23 protein-coding genes are annotated in these 26,425 nt (G+C 71.3%); 14 read left to right on the forward strand and 9 right to left on the reverse strand.

Annotation, left to right across the window (positions count from 1 at the left end; translation table 11 throughout):
• The 5 genes from ACIA5G_RS53530 to ACIA5G_RS53550 form a co-directional block, all read left to right on the forward strand.
• Nucleotides 1–716 (forward strand): transposase (locus tag ACIA5G_RS53530; protein ID WP_395938265.1); only part of this gene is annotated, 716 nt, incomplete at its 5' end.
• 130 nt (nucleotides 717–846) lie between these two features.
• On the forward strand, nucleotides 847–1,290 hold the full coding sequence (locus tag ACIA5G_RS53535; protein ID WP_007452970.1) for a MarR family winged helix-turn-helix transcriptional regulator: 444 nt from the start codon (nucleotides 847–849) through the stop codon (nucleotides 1,288–1,290).
• 240 nt (nucleotides 1,291–1,530) lie between these two features.
• Nucleotides 1,531–2,976, forward strand: a complete 1,446-nt coding sequence (locus ACIA5G_RS53540; RefSeq protein ID WP_050362459.1) for an AMP-binding protein — start codon at nucleotides 1,531–1,533, stop codon at nucleotides 2,974–2,976.
• Nucleotides 2,976–3,236, forward strand: coding sequence for an acyl carrier protein (locus ACIA5G_RS53545; protein WP_007452968.1), 261 nt, complete (start codon nucleotides 2,976–2,978; stop codon nucleotides 3,234–3,236). Before ACIA5G_RS53540 ends, ACIA5G_RS53545 begins: the two co-directional genes overlap by 1 nt.
• Nucleotides 3,237–3,393: 157 nt before the next feature.
• Nucleotides 3,394–3,768 carry an ectoine synthase gene (locus ACIA5G_RS53550; RefSeq protein ID WP_050362458.1) on the forward strand — a complete coding sequence of 125 codons (375 nt, stop codon included), beginning with the start codon at nucleotides 3,394–3,396 and terminating at the stop codon, nucleotides 3,766–3,768.
• A 77-nt stretch (nucleotides 3,769–3,845) separates the two neighbouring features.
• Here ACIA5G_RS53550 and ACIA5G_RS53555 read toward each other — a convergent pair whose 3' ends face one another.
• On the reverse strand, nucleotides 3,846–4,847 hold the full coding sequence (locus tag ACIA5G_RS53555) for a ferritin-like domain-containing protein (RefSeq protein WP_395938270.1): 1,002 nt from the start codon (nucleotides 4,845–4,847) through the stop codon (nucleotides 3,846–3,848).
• A 374-nt stretch (nucleotides 4,848–5,221) separates the two neighbouring features.
• On the opposite strand from ACIA5G_RS53555, the gene ACIA5G_RS53560 reads away from it, so the two are divergent.
• The gene (locus ACIA5G_RS53560; RefSeq protein ID WP_395938272.1) at nucleotides 5,222–6,109 is read left to right on the forward strand and encodes a hypothetical protein; all 888 of its coding nucleotides are present in this window, start codon (nucleotides 5,222–5,224) and stop codon (nucleotides 6,107–6,109) included.
• Between the two features lie 57 nt (nucleotides 6,110–6,166).
• Nucleotides 6,167–7,849 (forward strand): beta strand repeat-containing protein, encoded by a 1,683-nt coding sequence (locus ACIA5G_RS53565; RefSeq protein WP_395938274.1) that lies wholly within the window; start codon nucleotides 6,167–6,169, stop codon nucleotides 7,847–7,849.
• Between the two features lie 69 nt (nucleotides 7,850–7,918).
• On the opposite strand, the gene ACIA5G_RS53570 is transcribed toward ACIA5G_RS53565, so the two are convergent.
• Nucleotides 7,919–8,635: a PP2C family protein-serine/threonine phosphatase gene (locus ACIA5G_RS53570; RefSeq protein WP_395938318.1), complete on the reverse strand. Its 717-nt coding sequence runs from the start codon at nucleotides 8,633–8,635 to the stop codon at nucleotides 7,919–7,921.
• Nucleotides 8,636–8,994: 359 nt separating this feature from the next.
• Nucleotides 8,995–9,759 carry a GAF domain-containing protein gene (locus tag ACIA5G_RS53575; RefSeq protein ID WP_395938276.1) on the reverse strand — a complete coding sequence of 255 codons (765 nt, stop codon included), beginning with the start codon at nucleotides 9,757–9,759 and terminating at the stop codon, nucleotides 8,995–8,997.
• A gap of 230 nt (nucleotides 9,760–9,989) precedes the next feature.
• Between ACIA5G_RS53575 and ACIA5G_RS53580 the strand changes: the two genes are divergently transcribed.
• On the forward strand, nucleotides 9,990–10,634 hold the full coding sequence (locus ACIA5G_RS53580) for a fasciclin domain-containing protein (RefSeq protein WP_395938278.1): 645 nt from the start codon (nucleotides 9,990–9,992) through the stop codon (nucleotides 10,632–10,634).
• A 175-nt stretch (nucleotides 10,635–10,809) separates the two neighbouring features.
• Here ACIA5G_RS53580 and ACIA5G_RS53585 read toward each other — a convergent pair whose 3' ends face one another.
• Both ACIA5G_RS53585 and ACIA5G_RS53590 read right to left on the reverse strand, forming a co-directional pair.
• A complete protein-coding gene (locus ACIA5G_RS53585) occupies nucleotides 10,810–11,343 on the reverse strand; it encodes a LuxR C-terminal-related transcriptional regulator (RefSeq protein ID WP_395938280.1) in 534 nt (177 codons plus the stop codon).
• Nucleotides 11,344–11,494: 151 nt separating this feature from the next.
• Nucleotides 11,495–12,976, reverse strand: a complete 1,482-nt coding sequence (locus tag ACIA5G_RS53590; RefSeq protein WP_395938282.1) for a cation:proton antiporter — start codon at nucleotides 12,974–12,976, stop codon at nucleotides 11,495–11,497.
• A gap of 169 nt (nucleotides 12,977–13,145) precedes the next feature.
• On the opposite strand from ACIA5G_RS53590, the gene ACIA5G_RS53595 reads away from it, so the two are divergent.
• From ACIA5G_RS53595 to ACIA5G_RS53605, 3 genes are all read left to right on the forward strand, one after another.
• Nucleotides 13,146–14,087: a universal stress protein gene (locus ACIA5G_RS53595; RefSeq protein ID WP_395938284.1), complete on the forward strand. Its 942-nt coding sequence runs from the start codon at nucleotides 13,146–13,148 to the stop codon at nucleotides 14,085–14,087.
• A gap of 683 nt (nucleotides 14,088–14,770) precedes the next feature.
• Nucleotides 14,771–15,598 (forward strand): general stress protein, encoded by an 828-nt coding sequence (locus ACIA5G_RS53600; RefSeq protein ID WP_395938286.1) that lies wholly within the window; start codon nucleotides 14,771–14,773, stop codon nucleotides 15,596–15,598.
• Between the two features lie 143 nt (nucleotides 15,599–15,741).
• Nucleotides 15,742–16,170 carry a hypothetical protein gene (locus ACIA5G_RS53605; RefSeq protein ID WP_395938288.1) on the forward strand — a complete coding sequence of 143 codons (429 nt, stop codon included), beginning with the start codon at nucleotides 15,742–15,744 and terminating at the stop codon, nucleotides 16,168–16,170.
• Between the two features lie 528 nt (nucleotides 16,171–16,698).
• On the opposite strand, the gene ACIA5G_RS53610 is transcribed toward ACIA5G_RS53605, so the two are convergent.
• A complete protein-coding gene (locus tag ACIA5G_RS53610; protein WP_395938290.1) occupies nucleotides 16,699–17,100 on the reverse strand; it encodes a DUF6292 family protein in 402 nt (133 codons plus the stop codon).
• Nucleotides 17,101–17,577: 477 nt separating this feature from the next.
• Between ACIA5G_RS53610 and ACIA5G_RS53615 the strand changes: the two genes are divergently transcribed.
• Together ACIA5G_RS53615 and ACIA5G_RS53620 are read left to right on the forward strand one after the other, a co-directional pair.
• Entirely contained in the window at nucleotides 17,578–18,783 is a 1,206-nt protein-coding gene (locus ACIA5G_RS53615; RefSeq protein ID WP_395938292.1) for an alpha/beta fold hydrolase, read from the forward strand.
• 9 nt (nucleotides 18,784–18,792) lie between these two features.
• Nucleotides 18,793–20,022, forward strand: coding sequence for an alpha/beta fold hydrolase (locus tag ACIA5G_RS53620; protein WP_395938294.1), 1,230 nt, complete (start codon nucleotides 18,793–18,795; stop codon nucleotides 20,020–20,022).
• A 1-nt stretch (nucleotide 20,023) separates the two neighbouring features.
• Here the strand turns inward: ACIA5G_RS53620 and ACIA5G_RS53625 are convergent, their stop codons facing one another.
• The 3 genes from ACIA5G_RS53625 to ACIA5G_RS53635 all read right to left on the reverse strand — a co-directional run bounded on the left by ACIA5G_RS53625 (nucleotide 20,024) and on the right by ACIA5G_RS53635 (nucleotide 23,747).
• The gene (locus ACIA5G_RS53625; RefSeq protein ID WP_395938296.1) at nucleotides 20,024–21,325 is read right to left on the reverse strand and encodes an FAD-dependent oxidoreductase; all 1,302 of its coding nucleotides are present in this window, start codon (nucleotides 21,323–21,325) and stop codon (nucleotides 20,024–20,026) included.
• A gap of 30 nt (nucleotides 21,326–21,355) precedes the next feature.
• Nucleotides 21,356–23,230: a fatty acid--CoA ligase FadD11 gene (gene fadD11, locus ACIA5G_RS53630; RefSeq protein WP_395938298.1), complete on the reverse strand. Its 1,875-nt coding sequence runs from the start codon at nucleotides 23,228–23,230 to the stop codon at nucleotides 21,356–21,358.
• A 127-nt stretch (nucleotides 23,231–23,357) separates the two neighbouring features.
• On the reverse strand, nucleotides 23,358–23,747 hold the full coding sequence (locus ACIA5G_RS53635; RefSeq protein ID WP_395938300.1) for a hypothetical protein: 390 nt from the start codon (nucleotides 23,745–23,747) through the stop codon (nucleotides 23,358–23,360).
• 213 nt (nucleotides 23,748–23,960) lie between these two features.
• Between ACIA5G_RS53635 and ACIA5G_RS53640 the strand changes: the two genes are divergently transcribed.
• Nucleotides 23,961–26,399 carry a hypothetical protein gene (locus ACIA5G_RS53640; RefSeq protein WP_395938302.1) on the forward strand — a complete coding sequence of 813 codons (2,439 nt, stop codon included), beginning with the start codon at nucleotides 23,961–23,963 and terminating at the stop codon, nucleotides 26,397–26,399.
• Nucleotides 26,400–26,425 lie beyond the last annotated feature (26 nt).

Here is a 26,425-nt window from a genome sequence, read left to right on the forward strand (position 1 = left end):
GCCTGTTCCTGGACGCCGGGCAGACGCACGTCCCGGTCGACTGGCGGCTCTTCCTGCCTCCCCGGTTCACCAGCGACGAGGCCGTGCGCGACCGGGCGAAGATCCCCGCGACGACGCGGGCCCAGCCGCTGTGGGACCACGCCCTGCGCCTGGTCCAGGAGATGACGTCACGGTCGGACGGGCGGACGGCGCCGGTGGTGGCCGACCTGACGGCCCTGTGCGACGTCGCGCCCCTGGCGCAGCGACTGCAGGGCGGCGGGCACGCCTTCATCCTCGCCATTCCGGGCCAGACCACGCTCGCCGGGCCCGAACTGCCGCCCGGGGAGCGCGAGTCGGCGCGCGGCCTGCTGCTGCGCCGGGGCGTACGGCACCCGGCGGGGGCCGGCCGGCAGGTCATCTCGCACGACACACCTGTACGCGGGCTGCGCCCGGACGGCGAGCGCAGCCAGGGGGCGGGCCGGCTGATGGCCGAGTGGGACGCGGGCAGCGGGCGTCCGGGCCGGATCTGGCTGACGAACATCACCGACCGCCACCCGGCCGAACTGCTGGAGCTGGCGCGTTCGCCCCAGGGGGCGCAGGCCTCGATCGACCGCATGGGCGAGGACTTCGGACTCCTCGACTTCGAGGGCCGCTCCTTCCCCGGCTGGCACCGGCACATGACGCTCGTCTCGGCCGCCTACGCCTGCAGCACCCTGGAGGGCATGACCCGGGCGTGACCCCTGACCCTTTACTTGCCCCTACAACTACATACCGGCCAGAGTTCCCCTGATGGTCACCACTACTCCCCAGATGATTGCATGGGCATGTATCTTGTTGTTCATCGCAGTCGAGAAGGGGAGCCGTTCCATGACGATCCACAAGCAGCCGCGCGCCGCCTCCGACCAGACCATGTGGGAGGCCGTCCTCGGCCTGCACGCCTTCGTGGAACGCCAGCTCGCACACACCCTGCAGCGCCGCTACGGCGTCGGCCTCTCCGAGTACCGCGCCCTGGAGGCCCTCACCCAGGCCGAGAACGGCGAATGCCGCATGCAGGAGCTCGCGGACCACATCGGTCTGGGCCAGAGCTCCGTAACACGCCTGGTGGGACGACTGGACAGCGCCGGCTACGCCTACAAGGACAACTGCGCCGACGACAAGCGCGGCGTCTTCGCCGTCATCACCGACGAGGGCCGCAAGCACTACCAGGACGCCCGCGCCACCTACGCCGACGTCCTCAGCTCGGCCCTCAACACCGCGAGCGCCGACGACCAGCTCGCCCGCGCGGTGCAGGCGCTGCGCAGCGCCGCCTGACACCACCACGACAGACGGCGGGACGCGTCCGGGCGACCGGACCTCCCGCCGTTTTTTGCATGCTCGGGGCTCCTTTTCCCCACCCGAGCACCCTGTGACCTGGATCACTCAATCGTTCGATTTACTTGCTTGACCATGCAAGTAGAACCCCGTAGGTTCTCTCTCGTAGCCACAGATCGCCCATCTACCGAGGGGGGACCGTTGCCTTCGCCTCGCCTGTTGCAGGCATTCACCAGACACGTGCAGGAAAAGCCCGACAGCACCGCGCTCGTCTTCGCCGGCCGACGGGTCACCTACGCGGATCTCGACCGGCTGACCCACCTCGCCGCCGCGGACCTCGACGGCGCCGGCTTCGGATCCGTACGCGCCCTGTGCGTCCCGGCCCACAAGTCGCCGGAGACCGTCGCGCTGCTGCTGGCGGCCTGGCGTCAGGGGATCAACACCCTGGTCCCGTCGCCCGGTCTGGGCGCCGCCGCCCTGTCCACGCTCACCGCCCAGGCCCACGGCCCGCTGTCGGCCGTCGCGGTCCCCGGCGGCGGAGCGGTCCTGTCGCGGGAGGAGACCGACCCCACGCTGGCGGACGGCTTCAGCGCCCCCGACCCCGAGGAGTCGCTGCTGACCCTCACCACCTCCGGGTCCACCGGCGTCCCCAAGCTCGTCCCGGTCCGCACCGAGGCCTTCGACCGCTTCGGCGACTGGGCCACGGAGAAGTTCGGGATCGACGGCACCACGAGCTCGCTGAGCTTCTCGCCGCTCAACTTCGACCTGGCCCTCCTCGACGTCTGGACCGTGCTGGAGGCCGGCGGCACCGTCGTCCTGGCCGACGCCGGAGCCAGCGGGGACGCCGGCTATCTGCGCGACCTCGCACAGAGCAACGAGGTGACCCTGGTCCAGGGGGTTCCGCTGCTGCACCGGCTCCTGGCCGCGGACGACGCCCGCTATCCGACGGTCCGCACGGTCGTGTTCACCGGGGAGGCCGTCTCCGAGCAGGGGCTGCGGGACGCGTTCGCCGCCTGCCCGGCCGCCCGCTTCCACAACGTCTTCGGCTGTACGGAGACCAACGACAGCTTCGTCCAGGACATCGATCCGGACGCGTACGTGCACCCGCTGCCCATCGGCGCCCCGATCGACGGCACCGACGCCGTGCTGCTGATCGAGGGGCCCGACGGCACCGAGGTCCTGCGCGGACCCGGCACCGGCGAACTGCTGGTGCACACCCCCTTCCAGACCTGCGGCTATCTGGAACAGGCCCGCAACGCCCACGCGTTCATGCCCGACCCCCGCGGCGGCGGCGCCATGTTCTACCGCACCGGCGACCTCGTCCACCGCGACGCCGACGGCCGCTACTTCCTCCAGGGCCGTACCGACTTCCAGGTCAAGGTGCGCGGCGTGCGCACCAACACCCTGGAGGTCGAGACCGTCCTCGGAGCGCATCCGGACGTCGTCGAGGCCGCCGTCGTCGCGCTGCCCTGCCCCGAGGCCGGCACCCGGCTGCACGCCGAAGTGGTGCGCCGGGACGGCACCTCCCTCAGCTCGCTGGGCCTGCGGGCGTACGCGGCGAAGCATCTGCCGCGCCACGCCGTGCCCAGCTCGGTGGGGCTCGCCTGCACCCCGCTTCCGAAGACCGCGACCGGCAAGCCCGACCGCAACTCGATCAAGAAGACCCAACTGAACGGAGACGTTTGATGAGCACCGTCGCCAACGACCCGATCCGCGCGTACATCGTCAGTGAGTTCCTGGCCGGTGAGGACGCCGAGGACCTGACCGACGACTTCGACCTCATCGAGAGCACCGTCGTGAACAGCCTCGGCCTGGTCCGCCTCATCTCCTGGATATCCGAGACGTACAGCATCCCCGTCGACGACATCCCGCTGGAGCCGGCCGCCTACCGCACGCTCGCGGACATCCGCGGCTTCGTCGGCCGCGCCGCTCCGGCCGCCGTCTGACAGCCCTTTCCCTCCGCCCGACAAGCCGAGCAGCCGAGCAGCCGAGCAAGGCCAACGAGCCCCACGCACCCCACAGACCCCACGGGCACCGATACCCCCACAGGCATCGCAGCAGCAGCGCACACGTCCAGAAAACAACGATGACAGGAGTACTCCCATGATCGTCCGTTCTCTCTCCGACGTCCCCGCGATCGAGTGGGGCAGCGGCACCAGCCACCGCCTGCTCACCGAGGCCGACGGAATGGGCTTCACCGTCTGCGAAACGCTGGTCCGCCAGGGCACGTCGAGCGCGCTGCAGTACCTCGGCCACCTGGAGGCCTGCTACTGCATAGGCGGCTCGGGCGAGGTCGTCACCGTGGACGGCGCCCACCACAAGATCACGACCGGGACCATCTACGCCCTGGACAAGAACGACGCCCACCACCTGATCGCCTCCGACGACGAGGACCTTCTCCTCGTCTCCGTCTTCAGCCCGGCGCTGCGTGGCGACGAGAAGCACTCGCTCTCCGAGGACGGCTTCTCCCGCTACTGATCCCCACCGCCGGGGGGGGGGGGGGGGGGGGGGGGGGCCCCCCCCCCCCCCCCCCCCCCCCCCCCCCCCCACTCCGGTCAGTTGGCGGCGCTGGTGTTCACTTCGCCGTTGACGCCCTTGGGGAAGAACCCGCCGGAGGTGGCGGCCTTGTTGGTCAGGTACACGATGTTGAGGACCTGGCCCGGCGAACGGCTGTAGGCGATGCCGTTGGCGTCGGTGGGGACGATGTTGGCGTTGCCGTGGCTGTCGATGACGCCCTGGTCGTCGTCGGTGGGGCCGTCGAGGCTGTCGCGGGCGTTGGACAGCTTGACGCTGGCCTCCCGCAGGTCCCGGCCGAGCAGGCCGAGGCCGAGGATGCCGTCGGTGTGCTGGTAGAGGGCGCTGCGGATGTTGCCCGCGTGGTAGGCCTCGACCGCGAGGATGCCGGCCGCGGCTTCCAGGTAGGTCTTGTTGCTGATCAGCGGGGCGGCACCCTTGTAGGCCGTGACGCCGACGTCCTCGAACAGGAACGCGGCGAGCAGGAAGTTTTCTTCGCAGGCGAAGGCGTCGAAGCTGTGGCCGGGCTTGACCAGGCCGGCGGCCTGGGCGGCGGCGGTGAAACTGGACTGCAGGTCGATCGCGGGCCGGCTGACCGCGGCCGAGCCGAGCGCGGAACGCAGGAACTGGACGTGGGCCTTCTCGTCGCCCGCGATCTCCTGGGCGTACTGCTTGGCGGCCTTGGTCTTGAACCGGACGGCGCGGCCGCCGGTGACGCCACCGCGGGTGCCGGTGCCGGTGGTCATCGAGTCGGCGAGGCCCTTGCCGGTGACGGCGTGCAGGTAGAACTCGGCTTCGAGGTATTCGAGGTTGAGGGCGAAGTTGAGGACCGCGCCGTCGCTGACTTCGGCGGACGCGGCGGCGGCCCTCGCGGAGGGCCGGGCGGGTGCGGCGGCCGCGGTCCCGGTCGCGAGGCCACCGAGGGCACCGGCACCGACGACGCCGAGGCCGGTCATGCCGGCGGCTTTGAGGAAGCGGCGGCGGTCCTGGTCGTTCTCCGCGCTCCGGTTGATCATCGAAGCGGCGTAGCGCTTGCCAAACACGGACGAACTCCTCCCCGCCCGCGCGGAGGCGGCGGGCGTCACCCACCGCCGGCTCCCGGCGCTGGGGGATGGATCCTTCGTGGACGTTTCCTTTTCGAGACCGATCGCGGGGCGGATGGGTCGATTCCCCAACGGGGTGGCGAACAGGGTTGGAGAAGGGCGGCGACCGAGGGTGTCGAGCCGGGTGGTGGCGGTCATCGGAGGAGCGGTTTCCGCTCTCTGTCCCGAGAAACGGAGCAGCCTACCCGCTACTCAGTGGTAGCAAACCTTGTTGGAATGAAGGAAAAAACTTCGATTTACACCCAATCCGGTTATGGCCGACGCCTCGAATTACGACTGACGGTGAAGTCCACACTCGAAGGGGGGTGAGATGGATGGATACTTCCCTGACGGACGACACACCCGCCCGGCACCCGCTGCTCCTGCGCGTGCTGGTCGTGGCCGGTGCGTTGTTCGGATTCACCCTGCTGGCACTGGCCGTGTCGCAGGCCGCGGACGCTTCCGAGGGTCCGCCCCCGGAGCGGCCCGGGTTGCTCGACCACGTTGGGAACACGGCGCACGGTGTGCTCGAGCCGGCTGAACCGGTGCTCACGCCGGTCACCGAGCCGGTGCACGTGGTGACGTCGCAGGTGGCTCGGGTCGTGAAGCCGGTGAACGGGCTCGAGCCCGTGCTCGCGCCGGTCACGCGTCCGGTGCTACGCGCGGTAGAGCCGGTGCTGTCGGCTCTTCGGCCGGTCACCGAGCCCGTTTTGCACGCGGTATCCCCGGTGACGTCGCCGGTGCTGCACGCCACGGCACCGCTGACCGCGCCGGTGGTTCGAGCAGTCGGGGCCGAGCACGTCCCGGCGGTGATCGGGCATCCGAAGAGTGACCGGCCGGCGCCGCGTGAAGACGCGGTGTCTCCGCCGAACGTGATCGCACCTGCCGGAGGCAGTGCTCCGGTCACGGTCACCTTGACCGATCTGCAGCAGCGTCCGCATGACGGACATGCTGCCCTCCGGCCGGCTGCGGGACAGTCCGGTTCGACGTGGGCCGGGGTTGCCGATCCGATGTCCGGATCGAGCGGTGGCGGGCTGCCCGCCGACGTCTCCGGCGCGAGCGGGACGATGTCGGCGAGCCCAGGTGGCCAGCACGGTGGCGAATACGCCGTGACCACGGCCGGGAGCGCTGTTCCCGGTACCGATCGCACGTGGCGGGCACCGCCCGCGGGCGCGTGGTCGTTGCACTGGCTCGAGTACTACGGCAACGACCATCCGAGCTGACTTTCCCTTTCCACCTCCGGAAATCCATAAAGGACAGATGGTAAGGAAAGGGAAGTCATGCACAAGTACGTGCGACGCGGCCTGACCGCCGCGTTCATCTCCGGCGGGTTCGTCCTGCTGGGATCAGCGGTGGCCAGTGCGGACACCGGGAACACGGGCCCGCTGGGCGGGCTCGGCAGCACCCTGCACTCCGTGGTCGACGGCGTTTCCGCCGGCGGCAGCGGCGGTGACTCCGGTTCCGGCGGGAACGCCACCAGCGGCAACACCGCGGTGAGCGGGAACTCCGGCAACTCGGGCAACTCCGGTTCGACCGGGCACAACAGCGCCTACGGCGTGTGCGTCCTGGCGAAGTGCAGCACCTCGGTGTCCTCGGGCAACTCCGGGAACACGGGCGCGACCGGCTCGACCGGGAACGCCTCGAACACCAGCAGCACCACCGGCGGCCACTCCGGGAACGCCGGCAACGGCGGCTCCGGAACCACGGCGACGTCCGGCAAGAACACCGCCGGCTCGCACTCCTCGCGGGGCGGCCTCCTCGGGACCCTCGATTCCGTGACGGGCACCGCAAAGGGCGGCAACGGTGGCAGCTCCGGCGACGCCGGGAACGCCACCAGCTCCAACAACGCGACGTCGGGGAACTCGGGCAACTCCGGGAACTCCGGCTCCACCGGCGGCAACAGCGCCTACGGCCTCTGCCTGCTGGCGCAGTGCACCACCTCGGTGTCCTCGGGTGACTCCGGGAACACCGGCGCCACCGGCTCGACCGGCGACGCCACCAACACCAGCACCACCACCGGCGGCAACTCCGGCAACGCGGGCCACGGTGGCGACGCCACCACGGCCGCGTCCGGGCAGAACTCCGCCACGAACAACGGTGGGCACGGCTGGGGCTGGAACCGTCAGGGCGGCAAGACGGGCGTCCTGGGCTCGGTCACCGGCACAGCCACCGGCGGCAACGGAGGAAACGCCGGCGACGCCGGCAACGCGGACAGCCACAACAGCGCGGTGACCGGGAACTCCGGCAACTCGGGTGACTCGGGCTCCACCGGCGGCAACTCCGCCATCGTGTGGACGCTCGGCGGCCAGGACAACGGCCGCGGTCACCACAACGGCTGGAAGCACGTGGGCACGAAGTCGGCCACCACGGTGACCTCGGGCAACTCGGGTGACACCGGCGCCACCGGCTCGACCGGCGACGCGGCCAACACCAGCAGCACCACCGGCGGGAACTCGGGCTGGGCGGGCAACGGTGGCGACGCCACCGTCGTCAGCACCGGTCACAACTCCGCCACCGGTGGGCACGACTGGAGCTGGAAGCGTCACGGCCAGGGCGGCAACAGCAGCGTCCTGGGCTCGGTCACCGGCACCGCCAAGGGCGGCAACGGCGGCAACTCCGGCGACGCCGGAAACGCCACCAGCCACAACAACGCCGTGAGCGGCAAGTCCGGCAACTCGGGCGACTCGGGCTCGACCGGCGGCAACACCGCCGTCACCTCGACCCGCGGGCACGAGCAGCAGGGCCGTCACCACGGTGGCTGGAAGCACGACGAGGGCGCGAAGTCGCACACTGCGGTGACCTCGGGCAACTCGGGTGACACCGGCTCGACCGGCTCGACCGGTGACGCGAGCAACTGGAGCACCACCACCGGCGGAAACTCGGGCTGGGGCGGCAACGGCGGCGACGCCGCTGTGATCGCCACGGGCTGGAACACCGTCGCGCACACCCCGCACACCGTCTGACGGGCGCGGGCCGAACACCGGGCGGGGCACTGGGAAACCGGTGCCCCGCCCGCTCGTGTCCGGCCCTGGTCACGCGCCTTTCGCGGGGATCCGGACCGCGAGCAGGGTGACGTCGTCGTCCGGGTCCGGACCGGCCAGCCGACCGGCGAGCTGGGTCACCAGTTCCGGGAGCGGCCGGGTGCCGTGCGCCGCCAGCGACCGGATCGCCTCGGCGGCACGGGCATCGGCGTCCTGGCCGGGCTGGTCGACGAGGCCGTCGGTGTAGAGCAGCAGCATCGAACCCGGCGCCACGACCGTGCGATGTGTGGTGCGCGGACGCGAGCTCAGCCCGACGGCGACCATCCGGTCCGCTTCGGCGAGTTCACGCACGGTGCCGTCCGGCTCGCGCACCAACGGCCGAGGATGTCCCGCCGTGGTCCAGGTCAGCTCCCACGTGCCGTCGCCGACCGGCCGGAGGTGGCCGTGGACGAGTGTCCCCGCGGCCTCGATGCCGAGCAGCTCGTTGGCCTGTTCGAGAGCGGCGACGACCCCGGCGGGATCGAGCCCCGGGTGGTGGTCGACATCGGCCTGGCGCAACATGCTGCGCCACTGCCCCATCAACGTTGCCGCGGTCGTGTCGTGGCCGACGATGTCGCCGATCGACACCGCCAGCGTCACCGCCCCGCCGGAGACGGCGGGCAGAGGGTAGGCGTCGTACCAGTCCCCGCCGACCACTTCGCTGTCCGCAGCCGGCCGGTACAGCGCGGCCAGCTCGAGACCGGCCACGACCGGCAGCTCGGTCAGCATGGCCTCCTGCAGCCTCCTGGCCACCGTGACGCGGTCGTCGACGAACAACGCCCGCTCCACCGCACGGGCGGTGTAGCCGGCCAGCGCGGTCACCACCGCCCGCTCGTGCAGGTCCACCTCGTGGTGCGCGCTCCAGCCGACGATGAGGGTGCCCACAGGGGCACGGGGCCCGGGCAACGGCACGCAGAACGTCGTGTGCAGGCCCTGCCGGGCGAGCTCGACGACGGAGCCCGGGCTGTACCCACCCGCGCGCAAGCCCTCCGGCCCATGGATGAGCAGGGTGGTGTTGTCCCGGACGGCACGGGCGCTGGGCCACGGATCGTCCAGGTCGTAGACGGCGTAGTCCCGTTCCAGCGCGATCACGTCCGTCGTGTCCGCGAGCCGCCGCAGCCGACCGTCCTGCACCAGCACCAGACCGACGTAGGCAGGCTTGAAGTCGCCGGTGACCAGGTCCCGGACCCGCTGGCGCACCTCGGCCAGCCCGGTCGTGTCGGCCAGCTCCTCGGCCGCGCGCAGCAGCAGCTGCGACCGGCCCAGCGCCGCGCGGGTCTGCTCGGCCAGCTCCGCCGCCCGCGCTTCCGCCGCGCGGGCCTCGGCCGGGCCCACTCGTGATGGCGGGACACGATCCGCAGGCGCAGCTCGGCGCTACACGCCGCGGCGAGATCAGCCAGGTCCTGCAGCTCACGCGCGGTCCAGGCGTGCGGTTCGGTGTCGATCGCGCACAACGAGCCCAGCACGTGCCCGTCGGCGTCGGTCAGCGGCATTCCCGCGTAGCCGACCACCCCGAGGTCCTCGATCGCCAGGTTCGCGCAGGTCAGCTCGTCCTCGCGAGCATCGGGCAGGATCAACGGTTCCCGCGAGAGCACAACGTGCCGGCACATCGAATGCGTCAGCGGGGTCTGCCGCGCCCTCGCCCAGGGCTCGGCCAGGCCGTTCATGCCGGGGAAGACCTGGCGACCGGGTTCGACCAGCGACACCAGCGCGACCGGCACCTCCAGCACACTGGTCACCAGCCGGGCGAAGCGATCCATCCCCGCGTCCGGCGCGGCGGACAACCCGGTGTCCCGCAGCGCGCCCGACCGACCTGCATCGGTCAGCTCGGTGCCCCTGTCCCCGTCCGGCACATTCCCACTTCCGGCGTCCCGTTCTCGCCCCACCCGCGGAGTCGAGAGTTCGCCGACGAGCCTAACGCCTGCACCGGCGGCAGCGCCGGGAGGCGGCGGCCTTGCTTTTCACCTGATCAGGCCATGGGAGTCGGCCGCCCCGTCCAGCGCCACCTCAGCCTCGAAGACCCGACGACGAGCCGATCCGACATTCGTCCAAAGTGGATAGTTCAAGCATCGGGAGTGATTTCGTGACCAAGCTTCGAGTCGCCGAGGTGGGCACGGCCGCGGCCGTCGCCCTGACCCTGGCCGCGTGCGGTGGCAGCGGCACCGCATCCCCGCGAAGCTCAAGCGTCCCGGCCGTCTCGATGTCCGCTCCCAGCAGCGCCGGCATGACCGGCACGCCGGACGGCACGACGACCGGCGCCGATGTGTTCGGCCCCGCATGCAACCGGCTGCCGCAGGGCGCCGCTCCCGGCTCACTGGACTCCATGGGCCCGCAACCGGTCGCCTCCGCCGCGTCGACCAACCCGCTGCTGACCAGGCTGGCCGCCGCGGTCAAGGCCACCAACCTGTTCGACACCCTCAACCGCCGACAGGCCATCACGGTGTTCGCACCGGCCGACCCGGCGTTCGCCATGCTCGGCGACGTCGAGTTCACCGAGCTGGCGCCGATCCTGAATTACCACGTCGTCAGCAGGCGTTACGACGCCAAAGGCCTCGCCACCGTGGGTACGGTCGAGACGCTCGACACCACCTCCGGTCCGCTGACGATCGAGGGCGCGGGCGAGAACATGACCGTCAACGGCGCCAAGATCCTCTGCGGCAACATCCCCACGAAGAACGCCACGGTTTTCGTGATCGACAGGGTCCTCACGCCCGGCACCACGAAGTAGTGCTGGCTAGCGGGTCGCAAGCCCTCCCTTGCGGGCGGCCCGGGTCAGCCGCGGTGGCCGCAGTCCGGCGACGACCGGCCGCGGCGGTCCCGGCACCGCGTTTCGGTACGCACGGGTCCGGCGCGGAGCACAGGGCGTCCGGCTGCAAGCACGACGGGTTCTGCGCGACGGGTGCTCACCCCTCGTCGCCCAGCATGCCGCGCAGCAACGCGGCGATCGCGCGCCGGTCGGTCACCCCGAGCTTGCCGCGGATGCGGGCCATGTGGTGCTCGACGGTCTTGCCCGAGATGTGCAGCCGCTCCCCGATCTCACGGTAGGTGTGGCCGTCGACGACCAGCCGTCCGATGTCGCGCTCACGCGGCGTCAGCGCGGGCCCCGCCGACGAGGCCGCCGCAACCGGCTCGGCGCCGGCACCGGCGGAGAATCGCTTGGCCGCGCGCAGCAACGTCATCATCGCGGTGGGGTCGGTCGCGCGGATCGCCGCCTGCCCGACCGGCCGCGCCGCGTCCCACCGGAGGCCGGCGCGGTGCAGCTGCGCGGCACCGGACTGCACGGCGCCGACGTCGATCACACCGTCGACGACCGCGAGCCACACGTCACCGGCCGCGGCCAAGGCCGGCACCAGACGTCGGGTCGCCCCGGCGAAGGGGCGCAGGGCCCGCCGAGCGCTCTCTTGATCTCCGATCAGGAGCGTGGCGTGGAAGACCACGCTTCCGCAGCTCGAAGGACTCGTCTTCGACCGGACCGACTGAGCCGGGTTCCCGGGCTACGAGTGTGCCCCTCTGGGACGGCTCGAGATCGGCTGGGCCCGCGAGCTCGGTCGCTCCCTCCCCCTGGGCGACCGGCTCGCGTGAAACGACCTATGCCGTGCTTCGGCCGCGGCCGGTGAAGATCGTCGCCGGATCTTTCTCGGCGTCCGGGTCGGCCAAGACCAGGACTTCATCCCCTTCTTCCAGCGTGAGATCGGCCTGGACTCGCAGATGCCGACCGCCGCGGACGAGAAGGCTGATCCACAGGTCCTCGCCGAGGTGAAGGTCCTCGACAGTGCGTCCCGCCGCCGGCGCTCCGGGCGAGATCCGGAAGCGGCGCGCCCCGTCCGGCTGCTCGGTCGCGCGGATGCCCAGCGCCCAAGGTCGCGGTGCCACCTCGCGCATCCGGATGCCGCACCGCGCGGCGACCGCAGGCATCAGCCCGCCTTGCACCACGACCGAGAACAGCACCACCACGAAGATGATCTCGTAGGCCAGCACCCGCTGCCCGGAGTCGGCGGCCAGCAGGTAGGTGCCGAGCAGGATGGGCACGGCACCCTTCAACCCGGACCAGACGACGAAGGTTCGTTCTCCCCACGACACCGGTGCCGCCAGCAGGAGCGGGCCCACCACGAGCGGGCGGACGACGAACGTGAGCAGCCCGGCCAGCGCCAGTCCGATCCACCAGGCGTTCGTGGTGAACAACGTGGACAGGGACACCGTCAGCCCGAGGATCACGAACGCGACGATCTCGGCGAGACTGGCCAGTGACGAATGGAACCGTTCGATCTCGCGTTTGAACGGCGCGGCGGCGTCACCCACGAGGATGCCGCCGATGAACACGGCGAGGAAACCGGAGCCGTGCGCGACGGTCGCCGCGCCGTAGAGGGTGAAGGAGACCGCGAGCGTGCGCAGCGGGTAGAGGCCCTCGGCGGGCAGTTCGATCCGCCGGATCAGCTGCAGCAGCAGCCAGCCACCCGCGAGGCCGACCGCTGCGCCGATCCCCATTTCCAGCGCGAATCTCCCCAGCACGCCGAGGAACGCGTCGCCGAACCCGGCGTCGGCGGAGATCGCGGCCAGGCTCAGCACCAGCGCGATGCCCACCGGATCGTTGGCGCCGGACTCCCCCTGGATCGTGGTGCCGGTCCGGCCGGTGATCTCGCGGTTGCCGAGCACGGAGAACACCACGGCCGGATCGGTGGGGGCGAGCGCGGCGCCGAGCAGCAGTGCGAGCAGCCAGGGCAGGCCGAACAGCAGGTGGGCGGCGACGGCGAGCGCGCCGGCGGTCAAGAAGGTGCCGAGCACGCCGACCGACAGCACGGTGCCGAGGGTCGTGCGCAGCTTGCGAACTCCGATGGTCATCCCGCCGTCGAAGAGGATCACGACCAAAGCGACCGTCACGACGTTCTCGACGAGGCCGAGGGACACCTGCCGCAAGGACGGCAGGAGGTCGGACGCCGCGGCGGCGGCGACCAGGAAGAACGCGGGCGCGGGTATCCGCAGCAGGCCGCCGATCCGGTTGGACAACAGGGCCAGCGAGATGACCACGGATGCGATCAGCAGGGTCAGCCCGAAGGACTCGATGTCGTTCACGTGCTCCCCTTCGCCGGTCGGTCTGCGCCACCGGGTACCCCGCCAAGCCGGGGTGAGTCACGGCGGCAGCCCGGCCCACCTGACGATCAGCTTGCGATCCCGCCCTCGGCGTGTGCCCGGCCGGGGTCCGGGAACCCGGTTTCTTCACCAGTTCGACGAAGGAGGTCCAGTGACGAATTCGCAAGTTTCCCTGCAAGACAAGGCCATCGTGGTAGGCCTCGACGCCTCCGACGAGTCCGCGGCCGCCGCCGCGTGGGCCGCACGGGAGGCGGAGGAGCGAGGCCGGCCGCTCGTGGCGGTGCGGGCGTTCGACTGGCACTGGCCGCCGATGCCCGTACCCACATCCGGGGCGGTGTCGGTGCTGGAGCCCAACGCCGAGGGGGTCCGGTCGGCGGTGCAGGCCCAGCTCGACCGCGGTGTCGCGGAGATCCGCCGTGAGCACCCCGGGCTGGAGGTCGGCGCGGCCCTGGCCGACGGGCACCCGGCGATCGCCCTGGCCACGGTGGCCGACGAGACCGACGCCGAGCTGGTGGTGGTCGGCGCGTCCGGGAGCGGCGCGGTCGAGCGAGTCCTGCTGGGCTCGACCGCGTCGGAACTGGTGCGCACGACCCACCGGCCCGCCGTGGTGGTGCGCGGAACCGCACAGCGCAGCAATGCCGACCGGGTCGTGGTCGGCGTCGACGGCACCCCCACGAGCCGGCGGGCCATGGGGTTCGCCCTCGACTTCGCCGCCCGGCACGGGCATCGGGTCGGCGTGGTGCACGCGTGGACCGAATCCCTGCTGGACCCGATGCTCGAGTCCTTCATGCCGCAGCAGGGCGGTGAGAACGGCCTGCGTGCGATAGCGGAGTTCCTGGTGTCGTCGCAGCTGGAGGATTGGCGTGCTCAGTATCCGGATGTCCCGGTCGAGCACGTCGGACCGGAGGGACGCCCGGCGGGGGCATTGCTGGAGCAGGCGGAGGACGCCGCGATGCTGGTCGTCGGCAGCCACGGCCGCGGACCGCTGCGCCGCACGCTGCTCGGCTCGGTCAGCCACCGGGTGCTCCAGCACGCGCCGTGCCCCGTCGCGGTGCTGCGGGAGCTCGACGACGGCGACAACGACCGGCTGTGAGCCGGGTCGGGGCGGCGGGAGCACGATCCGCTGCGCGGTTTCCAGCAGCATGCCGTGCACGAACGCCTGGGGCAGGTTGCCGCGCAGCTGCCGCTGCCGGACGTCGTACTCCTCGGCCAGCAGCCCGGGCGGCCCGCAGGCCGCGCGGTTGCGCTCGAGCCAGCGGAACGCCGCGACCTCGTGCCCCTGCTGCCACCCGGCCAGCGCCATGGTGAACCCGCAGCGCAGGAGGGCACCTTCGGCGTCGCCGAGTGGACGGTGGTCCGCGGCGAAGCGGTAGACGTAGCCGTCCTGGGTGAGGTCGGCGCGTACCCGCGTCCAAGGTCGACCGGGTCCGGGGATCCCCGGCCGGCAGCGCCCCGCGGACCGGCGGCAACAGCAACGCCGCGTCGACGTGCTCGTGCTCCGGGCTGCGCTGCCAGGCACCGCGCGAATCCAGGCACCGCGCCGCGGTCTCCCCCAGCACCCGGTCGGCCAAAGCGGCCAGCTCGGCGGCCTGGCCCGGCGGTTGCCGGCGGGCCATGGCCCGCAGCTCCGCCACGCAAACCAGCCGGGAATGCGTCCACCATCCGCGGTCCAGCTCCCAGACCCCGGCGATCCGGTTCGTCCCACCGGCGTTCGATCAGGCCGGTCACGACGTCTGCGGCGTGCCGGGAGCCGCGGCGAGGACGAGGAGAATCCTGATGCACCAGCCAGCCGACCGGAAGCCCGTTGCTGCACCTGCGCCCGGACCGCCGCCGGGCGGCACCACCTCGGTCACCATCGGCGTCTATGCGAACTACCCGGAAGCCGAGCGCGCGGTCGATCACCTCTCCGACCGGCGGTTCCCGGTCGAGCACACGGCTATCGTCGGCCGGGGCCTGACGAGTTTCGAGCAGGTCACCGGCCGGCTGACCGGATGGAGTGCCACCGGTCGTTCCGCGCTGGCCGCCGCGGTGCCGGGCGCGCTGGCGGGCTGGGTGTTCGAGGTGTTCGATTGGATGAACCCGGTAATCCCGGCCTTCAGCCTGGCGCTCTACGGCGCGGTGTTCGGCGCACTCGTCGGTGGGGCCTTCGGGTTCGTGGTCCACGCCATGTCGGGCGGACAACGCGATTTCACTTCCGTCCCCGGCATGCACGCCGAAAGCTACGCCGTCGAGGTGCCGTGGACCACGCTGACCGTGCCGCCCGATTGCTGGAAGAACCCGGTGCTCCCGGGCGAGGCGCGGCATGAACGGGCCGGGTGCTGCCGCGCTGCGGGTGCCCTTGGGAGCCGAAGTCACGGTGGCGATCGGGTTGCTCGTCGCCACCGCCTTCTCCGGTCCATCGCTGAGCTTGGCCGCGACCGCGCCGGCGTGGAACGCGCTCGGCCGCGGGGTGCTCTCCGCCATCGTCGCGTGGGTTCGGCTCGTCAGCCCCCACAGCGCGCCCTGGGCCGGCGTCGTCAGCATCGTCCTCGGTGCGTGGCTGATCACCGCGGCGCTCCTCGTGGGCCGGCCCGCCGCCCCATCGTCGCGAGGCTGCCGCGATGATCGAGCTGGTCGCCGGAATCGCCCTCACGATCCTCTCGGTCGCCTCGGTGGCTCTCGCCCACCGATCGCGCCGGTAGGCGGTTCGGCCAGACCGCAAGCCAATCGTCAGGTACGACCGGACAGTTCTGTGCCAGGGTCGGCGGATGACGAGGACTGGGACAGCCGCGCCGACTGGCGATCCGGTGCTCGGCGACCGCGCTGCCCGCCGGTTGCGGCAGGCCGCAGCCCGGTTCTGGCGCGCGGCCGCCGAGCACCGGACGCGGGCGGCGGAACTGGAACAGGGCGAGGCGACCGACCGGCGGAACCTGGCCCAGGTCCAGCGGGATCTGGGTGCGGTTGCCGCCGAGCACGCACTGGCCTGTCAGGAACTCGCCGTGGCGCAGGCGGCTCGCGCCGACGCGGTGCGACAGCGCAAGCATTCTCCACAGTGGACGGATGCGGTGCGCCGCTCGTGCTCGGCGGTCAGGCATGCGGACGTCCATCTCCAACGCGCGGCGGCCTTCGCCGCCCGCGCGGCCGGGCGGGGCGATGAAGCACGTTGGCACCGGCGAGCGGAGTCGCCGTCCCCGTGAGTCCGCCTGCCGGCGCCGAACATGGTGCTGCCGTGTCAGACGGCTTGCGCCGCTCAATTCCGGATCGGGGTCAAGGATGTTCATTGCAGCGGTCGGCGTTGTCGTCGTCGTGGTCGTGGCCATCGCGGTGATCGTGGACCGGCGCGACCGGCGCACCGGGGGACGCAGGATCATGCGAATGCCCGGTTGGCTCGAACGGCGGGGCCGTGGCCAGATGGCAGCCGGTCCGGTGTACTGGGGTTCCACCGACTACCGCCCGGTGGTTCCCCGCGAGCGGGAAGACCAGGAGCACAACCCGGCGAAGCGATCGGACACGGGCCCTGGAGAAGATTGACGGGTTCCCCCGGGCCGGACTTTCCGGATTCCCGCGAGCGGGCGGCGTCGAGAGCGTCGGTCTCCCCCGGCGGGTCCAGACGCAGCCGCCCGCCGGGCACCGCACCGCCGGCCAGGCCGAGCTGGTTCATCCGCCGCCGTACCCCTTCCGGCAGGAGCACGGGGTGGAAGCGACGAAGCCTCGGGCTCTGCGCCTCAGCCGGGGCTGGGGCCGCACACGCGAACGCTGCCGGGCGGCAGCGCGATGACCGCGTAAGGGCGAAGCAACTCATCGAGGCCGGCTGATGCGCCGCGCGCGGGGTTACCACCGGCGCGCTCGCCGGTCACGACCTCGTCGACGAACTGCGCCACCGAGGCTGGGACAGGGACCAACGGGTCACCGAACCGTGCCAGGGACTCGGCGGATAGCTGTTCGCTGTGTTCGAGCAGAACTTCCCAGCCATCCGCGGCCGACCAGACCAGCAGCAGGTCCCGCCCCGGATGACGCGGGGATTGGCGGCTCAGCGCCAGGTAGGCGGCCGGAGGGTCGAAGTCCCGGGCCGTGCCGCCCGGAAGCACGCCCACCGCCTCGGAGACCGCGCGGAGGTACCCGGCCAACCCGACCTCCCACGACTGAAGTCCGCGCTGGAGCACCTGCTTCCCTTCTGGTTCCAGGCCTTGGTTCCGCGAAACCGAACGGCGGACGGATGTGCCGCATCCGGCCACCGCGTCACAGTTTGCCGGACAACCGGCCGGACGAACCTGACGAAAACCTTGCGATTCCGATCGCGACGTCACTCGCCCGGTCCGGGAGCTCATGAGCGACCTCGAACGCTGGTGGCCGGCGTCCGATCCCGAACACCAAGGCGTTGCGTGGCGCATCGATCCACTCGACGAAGAGTCCACCGAGGTAAGCGCCTACGTCTGGGCGCGCTTTCCCCGCCGTGAACCGGGTCCTCGAGTCCGGCGACCACCCCGGCGCAAGCTGAGACCGGGCGGGGAACAGGACTCGGGTTCCTGAGCCGGACGGCAAATCCGCCCAGGCTCCCGGCATTCGGTGGCTGGTTCGCACCGGGGAAGCGATAAACTGCGGCGGTGGGCTCGGTGACGTACCACTTCGGTGAATTCGACTTGGATCCGAGCCTCGGCCGGCTCGGCAATCGTGGCAGTCCGGTCGGCCTCGAACCGCGGGCTCTCGCTCTGCTCTGCTACCTGGTGGAACACCGCGACCGAGTGGTGCCGAAACAGGAACTCCTCGACGCGGTGTGGAGCGGTGAGTTCGTCACCGACGCCGCGGTCACCACCGGGCTGCGCACGGTCCGGCTGGCGATCGGCGACACCGGCCGCCGCCAGCAGTTCATCCGCACCGCGCACGGGCGGGGTTACCAGTTCGTCGCCCCGGTGACGGTGACGCCGGAACCCACCGCGGCGGTGACCGACTCGACCCGGGACACCATCCGCTTTTGCCGGACCGCGGACGGCACCCGCATCGCGTGGGCGGTCACCGGTGCCGGGCCACCTCTGGTGAAGACCGCGAACTGGCTGAGCCGGCTGGACATGGAACGGGCCACACCCATTTTCACCCACTGGTTCGAAGGTCTGACGCGCGGCAGGCAGCTGATCCGGTACGACGGGCGGGGATCCGGCCTGTCCGACTGGACGTCGGGTTTCACCGTGGCCGAGTGGATCGAAGACATCGACGCCGTGGCCGACGCCGCCGGGCTGGATCGGTTCCCGCTGCTCGGCGTCGCCCAAGGAGGCCCCCTTGCGGTGGCCTACGCGGCGAGCCGGCCCGAACGGGTCAGCCGGCTGGTCTTGAGCGCCGCCTACGCCCGCGGCCGGCTGGCCCGGGCGCGGGACGCGGCCGAACACGCCGAAGCGAACCTCGATCTGAAGCTCACCCTGGCCGGCTGGGCCGCCGAAGACCGCAGCTACCAACGGTTCCTCGGAGCCCAGTTCTTCGCCGCGAGCCCACCGGAGCGATGGGACGAGTTCACCGCCTACCAGCGGCAGACGGTGTCGGCGGCCAACGGCGCGCGGTTCCTGGAGGTGCAGTCCCGGATGGACGTCGCGGACCTCGCCCGCCGGATCTGCTGCCCGACGCTGATCGTGCACTCCCGTGACGATCCGCGGGTTCCGGTCTCGCAAGCGGTGGAGCTCGCCGACCTCATCCCCGGCAGCCGGCTGGTCCTGCTCGACGGCCGCAGTCACCTGCTCACCGCCGAGGAACCGGCCTGGCCGCGGTTCTTGGCGGAACTGTATGCCTTCCTGGCCGAGGAGGACACCGGGCAGGACCGGTAGGCTGCCTCGATGACCGGGGAGGCGTTCCGTTTCGGGGACCACGAACTGGACGTCGCCGGCCACCGGCTGCGCCGGGGCGGCGAGCCGGTACACGTGGAGCCGCGCGCCTTTGATCTGCTGTGTCACTTGGTGGCGCACCGGGATCGCGTAGTGCCGAAGACCGAATTGCTCGACGAAATCTGGGGAGACCGCTTCGTCAGCGAGGCCGCGCTCACGACGGCGTTGCGAACCGCTCGGCGGGCGATCGGGGACACCGGCGTACGGCAGCGGCTGATCCGCACCGTGCACCGCCGGGGCTACCAGTTCGTCGCGCCGGTCACAGTGGTCGACCGCAAGCCGGGAACCACACCCGATTCCGCGGTTGCGGAGGGACGGACTCTCCCGGACAGCCAGGTGATCCGGTTCTGCCAGGCCGCAGACGGCACCCGGATCGCCTACGCCGCCATCGGCGCGGGTCCACCGCTGCTGAAGGCGGCCAACTGGATGACCCACCTCGACCTCGAGCGGATGACTCCGGTGTGGTCGCACTGGCTCGACGGGCTCGCCCGCGACCGCCGGCTGATCCGTTACGACGAGCGGGGCTGTGGCCTGTCGGACTGGGACGTGCCGAGCTGCACCTTCGACGACTGGGTCGACGACCTGGACACGATGGTCGAAGCGGTCGGGCTCGATCGGTTCCCGCTGCTGGGCGTCTCCCAGGGCGGCGCGGTGGCGGTGGCCTACGCGGCCCGCCGGCCCGAACGGGTGAGCCGGCTGATCCTGGCCGGGGCTTACGCCCGGGGACGGCAGGTCCGCGCCCGCGACGAGGCCGAACGCGGGGCGGCGGCCATCGACCTGGAGCTCGCCCGCGTGGGGTGGAGCCACCAGGATCCCCGCTTCCTCCAGGTCTTCGCCTCCCAATTCCTGCCCGAGGGCACCAAGCGGGACTGGGCGGACTTCACGACGTTCCAGCGGCGGACGACGTCCCCGGCCAACGGGGTCCGGTTCCTCGACGAGTTCGCCCGGATCGACGTTTCCGGCATCGCCCACCGGGTGACCTGCCCGACGTTGATCGTCCATTCCCGCGAAGACGCACGAGTTCCGGCTTCGCAGGCCGGCGAACTGGCCGCGCTCATCCCCGACAGCCGGCTGGTCCTGCTCGACAGCCGCAACCACCTGCTCACGGCCACCGAACCGGCCTGGCCGGAGTTCCTCGCCCACATCGACGCCTTTCTCGCCGAAGAATCCGGTCCGGCGTGAGTCACGCCCGCCGGCGCCGGGCCGCCAGTACACGCAGGATCATCGCCGGTGTCAGCAGGGTTTCCGGCCGGTCGAGAAGGTGCTGTACGCGCTGGGCCCGGTGGGCCACCGGAGCCGAGGTGCGGGCGATCCGGCTCACCCGCGCCAGCCAGTGGTTGACGAGATCGGTGCCCGCCGGCCGGTCTCCACTGATCCGGGGATCGGTGAAGTCGGCCCAGGCCGCCAGCTTCCACGGCGTGGCGACCACCCGCCCCGCCGCCCGGTAGAAGGTGCGAACCAGCTCGGGGGCGAGCGGGCCGTGGCGGGCGAGGGCCCGATCGAGTTCCCGCGCCTGCAGGGCCGCCGACGTCATCCCCTGCCCGTAACGGGGATTGAGGCTGCAGATCGCGTCGCCGAGCGCGAGGAATCCCGCGGGAGGCCGCTTCAGCCGCTCCACGTGGCGGCGCACGCTGGTCGGCGTCCGGTGGGTCAGGGTCGGTGCCCGCCCCTCGGCCCGGGCCGGCAACGCGGCGATCAGGGGCGCCGGCAGCGATCGGGCGAAGTTCTCGAACGCGGCCGGTTCATCAGCCGGCAAGTCGTTGTGCCACGAGCCGAGGGTGACGACCCACTCGCCGGGCCCCGCCGGCACCACGATGCCGGTCCGGCGACCGGGTGCCTGCTCGGCGACCACGACGGCCGCGGCGCCACCGAGGTCGCCGGGCCGCCGGGGCACCACGCGCGTCCAGCAGGACGAGTCGTTGCGCACGACCGAAACGCCGGGTATTGGGAAACCCTGTTCGGCCTGCTGGGCCAAGAAGCGGTCGTGGCGTCCGGTGCACGCGACGACCAGGTCCGCCCGGCGCGCCGCCCCGGCCACCCGGACGCCGGCCACCCGCGCGCCCTCGAAGATCAAGCCGTCCACCGCTGTCTCGTCCGCGATCGACATGGTGCGCCGCTGCCGCAGCAGGTGTGCGCGCACCCTTCCCTCCAGCACGGGCCTGCTCACGGCCAACGCGAGGAAGGCCGGGTCCGGCGGGAGCCGGTGCCACCCCAGGGCGCCGGCGTCGACGGAACCCGCACCTTCGGCCACCAGCTCGTCGACGAGACCCGGGAACCAGCCGTCCAGCAGCCGCCGTCCGGCGGTGAGCAGGACGTGGGCGTGGCGTCCCTGCGGGACACCGCCACGCGCGACCGGCGCCCCGGGCAGACGATCCCGCTCCAGGACCAGCACGCGGTCGAAGTGGTCGCTGAGGACCCGGGCGGTCAGCAGCCCGGCCATGCCCGCGCCGATGACCACCGCACTGGTGCCTTGCAGCTGGGGCACGTCCGCCGCCTCTCTCCGGCCCGATCCGGGCTACGACCCGGCCGGTTCGAGCACGCCCGTCACCAGCGCATCGGCGTACAGCGCGTCGATTTCGGCGGCGTACTTGAGCGCGACCGGCTTGCGGCGCAGCTTCGAGGTCAGCGTGAGCTCGTCCCCACCCGGCTCCCAGAACACGGGCAGTACCCGGAACCGCTTGATCTGCTCGGCGCGCGACAGCTTGGCGTTGCCCTCGGCGATGCCCGCCTCGAGCAGGCGCACAACGTCCGGCACGGCGGTGAGCGCGGCGGCGGAGGCGTCCGCAAGGCCGTTCCGCGTCGCGTAAGCGGCCGCGGTCTCCTCGTCGAGCACGACCAGCGCGGTGTTGTACGGCCGCCGGTCCCCGATCGTCGCGACGCTGCCGATCAGGGGGCAGGCCGCCTTCACGACGTTCTCGATGCGCGCCGGCGACATGTTCTTGCCGGCGGCGTTGATGATCAGCTCCTTCTTCCGGTCGACCACGGTGACGTAGCCGTCTGCGTCCACCGTCATCACGTCGCCGGTGTGCAGCCAGCCGTCCTCGTCGATCGCTTCGGCGGTCTTACCCGGTTCCCCGCGGTAGCCCTTCATCACGAGCGGCCCGCGCACCAGGAACTCGCCGTCGGCCGCGACCTTGCCGTGCATCCCGGGCAGCAGCCGTCCCACCGTGCCCAGCCGGTGCTCGGCCGGCGGCGCGACCGTGGCGACGCAGCTCAGCTCGGACATGCCCCAGACCTCGCAGATCGGAACACCCAGCCCGCCGAAGAAGGCCAGCACCTCCTTCGGGATCGGTGCCGCACCGGAGACCGCCCACCGCAACCGGTCCAGCCCCAGCTTCGCACGCAGCGCGGACAGCACCCTCTCGTCGGCCTGGGCGTACTCGGCGGCGAGCTGCGCGGACGCCGGCGAGCCGGACAGGTCGGCGTCGGCCTTGCGCGCGGCGACGTCCAGCGCCCACTGCAGCCCCTGCCGCCGGGCTTCGTCCGGTTCGGCCGCGACGCTCGCGAGGATGCCGGCCTTGAGCTTCTCCCACACCCGGGGGACGGCCGCCCAGATGGTGGGCCGGCAGTCCGCCAGCGCCACGGCGATCTGCCGGGCATCCGGTACCACCGTGATCTGCGTGCCCATCGTCTCCTGGAAGTACAGCGCCGCCACCCGGTCGGCGATGTGCGCGCTCGGCAGGAAGGAGGTGGTCCGGTCGCCGAACCGCAGCGGCAGCACCTCGGCGACCGCGTACACCTCGAACAGCAGGTTCTCGTGGGTCATCTCGACGCCCTTGGGCTCGCCGGTCGTCCCCGAGGTGTAGATCAGCGTCAGCACGTCGTCCGGGCGCACCGCCCGCCACGCCGCCTCGAAGTCGAAGGCCGGCGAGCCGGCACGGACCAGGTCGCCGACGCTGATCGTGCCTTCGGGCGCGCCGTCGACGCACACGATGTGCTCGAGGGAAGCACCCGACTGCCGGATCCGCTCGACGTACTGCGCCTCGCACAGCACGACCTTGGCCCCGGCGTTGGTCAGCACGTGGGCCAGCTGGTCGGCAGGCAACGTGTTGTACACCGAGAAGGACGTCGCACCAAGGTGTTGTGCCCCTACCTCCAGCGGGTAGAACTCCGTCCGGTTGGCCATCATCAGCGCGACGGTGTCGCCCCGGCCGACGCCCAGCGCGCTCAGCCCGGCAGCCACCGCCCGGACCTCGTCCGCGTACTCCCGCCAGGTCAGTGTGTGGGCGCCGCCGACCGTGCGTAGCGCGACCGCGTCCGGGTCCACGGCCACCATCCGTTGGAACGCCTCGCAGAACGTCCCCGGCCGTCCAGCGGCGGGCAAGCCGGGTCCGGGATACGGGTCGCTCGCTGCGAAAGCGGTCGCGGCGGTGCCGCTGAGGGTGCTCATGGTCGAATCAATTCCTCCGGTTCGGTCCCCGGGCCGGGGACGGGACCGTACGATCGTCGGACCGTCGGCACCCCGGGCGCTTGGTCGAGGACTGAGGAATCCCTGAGGGAGTCTGAGGCAGGCGGCCTCACGACCGGCGGCCCCGGACGACCGCCGCGGCGCCGGACAGCCACACGAGCAGCACGATGCCGCCCACCGGGACTTTGCCGGCCGCGACGGGGTCGAGCCCCAGCGCGAACGGAGCCGCGATCAGCCACGCTCCCGCGACGAGGCGGCCCGGCCGCCACACCGTCACCGGCCGCCGTTCGACGAGCGGTGCGGCGCCGCTGAGCACGAGGGCGGCCCCGGCACCGAGGACGCTCCAGAGACCGGCGACTTCCTGATCGAACACGTACGGGGAAAGCACGAGCCAGACCCCGGCGAGGAACGTCGCGGCATCAGAGGCGGCGAGTACCGCATCCGGCCACCGGGCCGATCCGCCGCCGCGCCGGTCAGTCCCCAGGGTTCGTGCATCCATGTCCGCCAAGCCTGTTCCCGATCCACTCGTACGCCACTCGGAGCAAGCCTTCCGCACCCGGACGGCCACGCACCTGACGATCACCTTGCAATCGCCGCGGGTCTTCCTCAGGAGAACCTCACGGTTCCCCCAAGCGCCGGACCGTCGGCGGCACGATCCTCGATCCGCAAGCGCTGAGCCATGCGCACCAAGACGACGAGGGTGGAGCAGAACATGCAGTCGACCGGTACCAGACCTGACGCCATCCAGCCGGGAGGCCGGCCGCGCCTTCCCGAGCCGCTCGCTTTCGAGCTGAGCGACTGCCGCACTTCGCACGACCGCGTCTACGACGTAGAGGTGCACGACGGTGACACCTGGGTCCCCGACGGCCGGCTCGTCGTCCTGCGCGACCTCGTCATGCACGACGGCGATCACGTCCACACCGTGGAGTACCACGGCGCTACCCAAGCGCTCGTCCTGAAGGGCAAGGCCGGCAACCCCGCGTTCCGCGCCCGGCTCAACCTGACCGAGGACGGAAACGGCTTCATCGGGACGATGTCCGCCGACGACGGGACCCCGGTCGCCGTGCGCGGCACGGGACTGGAGGTGGTCTACCACACGCAGCGGCGCCTCGGCGGCGAACCGACGGCGTCTTACGAGCCGTGGAGCGACTTCACCATCCGGACGGGGTGGGTCGACGGGGTGCTGACGGTCACCTACCTGCTCGGCTCCGACGACGTCAGCGACCGCGTCCGCGTCACGAAGGTCGACCGGCCCAAGGGTGAGACCACCTTGGAGATGCCCGCGGAGTTCAGCTTCCCGTTCAGCCCGGACTCGTTCGCGATCGTCCTCGCCTCCGGCAGCCACTCCTTCACCGGAACCTTCGACGACGGCGAGGGCAGTGCGTACGACTGGCGGGGCAGCACCGAGCCGCTGCCGGAGGTGAAGACGGCCGCAGCGGCGCGCGGTACCCGGGCGGCCGCGCTGTCCGGCGCGGCCCCGGCGGCCACGATGTCCCTGCAGGATCTGGACAACGTGTCGGCCATCCAGGTCGTCACCGACACGGAAGGGCAGACCTACACGGTCGACCACGCCCAGACCACGTGCGGACGGTACTTCAACGAGTGCCTCGTCAACGCCCTGGACAAGAAGTGGATCGACGGCATTTACGGCCACGCCTACAGCCTTTCCCCCGGCGTGCAGCACGTCTTCGACGCGCAGAAGCAGTTCTTCGCCGACCACGCCGTGCTCGGCACCGGCCAGATGCTCTACGACAACTTCGGTTCCAGCGACACGTACAAGGACCTCCTCAACAAGGTCCGCGACGCCGACATGAAGACCGCGTGGGAAGAGCTGGGCAAGAACGAGGACATCGCCCCGCAGTACCAGGCCGCGAGCAACGACCTCTACCTCCAGGGGTACCGCGACGCCGTCGTGGGCATGCGCCCCTACCTCGACGACGATCCCGGCAAGTGGGCGTTCGACTACTTCACCTGGCTGTCCGACGACGCCAACCTCCTCACCTGGCAGATCCAGATCGCCAGTGGCATGTTCGACAACGTCAAGACCCGCATGTACGAGTGGTACGTCAAGCTGCAGGTCCTGGCGCCGGAGGAGGAATACGGCAAGCAGTTCCTGACCATCGCCTACAGCGCGCTGCTCGGGGTCGCCTATTCGAAGGCGCGGTGGGACGACGACATCGCCCCGTTCCTGCTCGCGGTGATCGAGAACGCCATCGCCGGCGTCGTCGACCAGACGGTCGTGGACGCGGTCACGGCACAGGCGATCAAAGAGCAGAAGGACCTCCTCCTCACGCTGGCGAGTACCGCCGAGACGGGCGCCCAGCTGGCCAACGCCATCGCGGCCGCCTTGAGCGCCCGTGAGCAGAACAAGACCATGCAGCAGCTCGCCGGCGATCCGAACCTGCACGCCGAGATCGGCGCGCACCTCGAAGGCACTCAGTACCAGGCGTGGGACGAGCTGACGAGGTCGGGCAAGGCCCGGGGCCTCTGCAGTTCGCTGTTCTACGGCGCGGGCGCGGCGTTCCTGATCTACACGATCGTGCAGGACGACGACAGCGAGCAGACGCCCACGAGCGTCGCCACCGACGCGAGCCTGGGGCTGCTGGCGCTCGGGCTGGTGGTCAAGGGCATCCAGAGGGTGATGTCCATCGGGGTGGGCAAGTACCTCGAGAAGGTCGCGAAGAACGCCGGCGGCAATGCCTTCAAGGCTTTCGCGGGTGACATCGCCACCTGGTTCCAGGAGGGCGGGAAGGTTGTCCCCACCGGTCGGCTCGGCACGGCGTTCGTGGGCGTGTTCGGTGAGAGCTCGGCGAAGTTCCTGGCCACCCGGCTCGGGCCGGCGATGGCCGTCTGCGGGGTGGTGCTGTCGGCGTTCATGCTGGCCGACGCCATCAAGTCGAACAACCCGCGCGAGATCGTGTTCGAAGCGCTCAACACCTTCTTAGCGCTGGCGACGGTCGTCTCGATCGGCTTCGAGCTGATGAGCTTCGCCTGGGCGGGGCCAGTGGGCCTGGTCGTGGCCGGGATCGGCTTGATCGTCGTGCTCATCCAGCTCATCTGGAACCTGATCGACCCGCCGAAGCCGCCGGCCGACCCGATCACCGAGTTCGTCAATGGCCCGATGGTGGCGAAGGGCTACGCCACCGCGTGACCCAGTGCGGCCCCGGGGCGGCCATG

This window comes from Amycolatopsis sp. NPDC051758 (assembly GCF_044453095.1).
GTDB lineage: Bacteria > Actinomycetota > Actinomycetes > Mycobacteriales > Pseudonocardiaceae > Amycolatopsis.